Genomic DNA, 1,759 nt, shown 5'->3' with positions numbered 1-1,759 from the left:
TCGGGTTTTATTACCTTAGCTTATTTTAATTAAGTGAGTTAAGTTAATAAGTACAGAATTTGATTAACAGCCATAGTGCCGTGGCTCTACCTGACTCCATTCCGAACTCAGAAGTAAAACGCGGTAACGCCGATGGTAGTGTGGGATTTCCCCATGTGAGAGTAGGGCACTGTTAATCTACTAAATTTGCGGAGCGGTAGTTCAGCTGGTTAGAATACCTGCCTGTCACGCAGGGGGTCGCGGGTTCGAGTCCCGTCCGTTCCGCCATTTATCCAAAAGCGAGTTAGTTACTCGCTTTATCTATATATGATATCAATAGGGGCGTAGTTCAATTGGTAGAGCACCGGTCTCCAAAACCGGGTGTTGGGAGTTCGAGCCTCTCCGCCCCTGCCATATTTAAGAAGCCGATTAGTATAAACTAATCGGCTTTTTGCATATTTATACTTTTTTTTGAAGTTATATTTTCTGTTAAAATAATAAAATATTCCGAAACAAAGGTAGCTTTATGAAGAGTTTAGATCCTATTATTGAACAATTTCTAGATACCTTATGGCAAGAACATGGGTTATCTGAAAATACCTCAGCTTCATATCGTTTAGATTTAGAGCGTTTTTCTGAATGGTTGCCTACGCCCAAAGCATTTCTTACTTTAGATCATTTTGATTTACAGTCTTTTCTTGGTGAAAGGCTAGAGCAGGGCTATAAGGCAACAAGTTCAGCTCGAATGTTAAGTTGTCTACGTAAGTTTTTTCGCTTTTTATATATAGAGAATTATCGACAAGACGATCCCACACTGACTTTAATTTCCCCTCGTAAGCCAACGAATTTGCCTAAATCTTTAAGTGAAGAGCAAGTGATGGATTTACTGGATTGTCCGAATACGTTAGATCCGGTCGAGTTACGTGATAAAGCAATGTTAGAATTACTTTATGCAACGGGATTACGTGTTACCGAGCTCGTTTCTCTTACGACAGATAACTTGAACTTACGGCAAGGTGTTATGCGTATTGTAGGTAAGGGTAATAAAGAAAGATTAGTTCCAATCGGCGAAGAAGCAAGTTATTGGATTCAAGAATTTTTTCAATATGGGCGTGCAATATTATTGAATAATATACAATCAGATGTTGTATTTCCAAGCCGTAGAGGATTACAAATGACTCGTCAGACATTCTGGCATAGAATCAAACATTATGCTGTTTTGGCCGGTATTGATAGTGAGAAACTGTCTCCACACGTATTGCGTCATGCTTTTGCAACGCATTTGGTCAATCATGGTGCTGATTTAAGAGTGGTGCAAATGCTTCTGGGGCATAGTGATCTTTCTACTACTCAGATTTATACCCATGTTGCGAAAGCACGTTTAAAATCACTACATCAACAATTTCATCCACGAGGATAATATGCAAAAATCATCATCTAAATTTAATTGGGCATTGGCATTCTTTTGCTTGCCTTGTGTATTATGGCCACTTGCATTATTGGTTTCACCAAAATTTTCCAGTTTAGCGTTAAGTCCAGCACAGATTAATTTGTTTTCAACAGCATTTTGGATCTATCCACTTGTTTTATTTGTAATTACATTAATTTTATATAAGCCGCATCAGTCACAGAAAGTATAGCTAGAGGTCTATTAATGGTTGCCTTTATTGGATTTTATGTATTACTTGGTTATATTCTTCAATCTCTATAGTAAACTTGTTATCTACTAATAAAAAAGCCACCTTCTCTGAATGATCTGCCCCCCAAAAGTTGGATTAAA

General features: G+C 37.9%; 1 protein-coding gene, 2 tRNA genes, 1 rRNA gene and 1 pseudogene. All 5 read left to right on the top strand.

All coding sequences use genetic code 11. The annotated features are described in order from the left end of the window. Positions 1 to 62 precede the first annotated feature (62 nt). Positions 63 to 178 (top strand): 5S ribosomal RNA (rrf, locus tag HMPREF0027_RS11135). Positions 179 to 190: 12 nt separating this feature from the next. Then, positions 191 to 267 (top strand) — tRNA-Asp (locus HMPREF0027_RS11130). Positions 268 to 317: 50 nt separating this feature from the next. After that, positions 318 to 393 (top strand) — tRNA-Trp (locus HMPREF0027_RS11125). Positions 394 to 505: 112 nt separating this feature from the next. Beyond that, positions 506 to 1,399, top strand: coding sequence for a site-specific tyrosine recombinase XerD (xerD, locus tag HMPREF0027_RS11120; protein WP_005625361.1), 894 nt, complete (start codon positions 506 to 508; stop codon positions 1,397 to 1,399). A 1-nt stretch (position 1,400) separates the two neighbouring features. Further along, positions 1,401 to 1,690, top strand: a pseudogene (locus HMPREF0027_RS11115) (DUF5389 family protein). Positions 1,691 to 1,759: the final 69 nt, after the last annotated feature.

Source organism: Actinobacillus ureae ATCC 25976, assembly GCF_000188255.1.
Lineage (GTDB): Bacteria > Pseudomonadota > Gammaproteobacteria > Enterobacterales > Pasteurellaceae > Actinobacillus > Actinobacillus ureae.
This window is presented reverse-complemented; position numbering and strand designations above follow the sequence as displayed.

What these genes read in the sequence shown, in the direction of transcription:
- xerD (WP_005625361.1), top strand. Translation starts at nt 506, where the DNA reads ATGAAGAGTTTAGATCCTATTATTGAACAATTTCTAGATACCTTATGG.